At 72.8% G+C, this 232-nt stretch carries 1 protein-coding gene; it reads right to left on the bottom strand.

All coding sequences use genetic code 11. The features are described from left to right. Positions 1–232: hypothetical protein (locus RVY79_RS21770; RefSeq protein ID WP_317466705.1), on the bottom strand; the 232-nt coding region annotated here is incomplete at both ends.

A 232-nucleotide genomic window follows, 5' to 3' on the forward strand; every position in this document is an offset into this window, starting at 1 on the left:
GCCCCAGGCTGACCTGCAGTGCGGCCATGGCCAAGGGGTCGCGCAGCGTCGTCGTCGCGAAGCGGGTGAGCAGCATGTCGTAGCGGCCTTGCTGGCTCAGGGCGCGGGCCATCAGGGGCACGAGCTGGTCGGCGTCAAAGCCCTGGCGGTCGGCGCGATCGAGCTCGGCGAAGGCCGCTGCCGCATCGCCCTGCCGCAGCAGGGTCGACCCGAGCAGGAAGCGCGCCTCTGC

The sequence above is a fragment of the Chromohalobacter sp. HP20-39 genome (genome assembly GCF_033052815.1).
GTDB lineage: Bacteria > Pseudomonadota > Gammaproteobacteria > Pseudomonadales > Halomonadaceae > Chromohalobacter.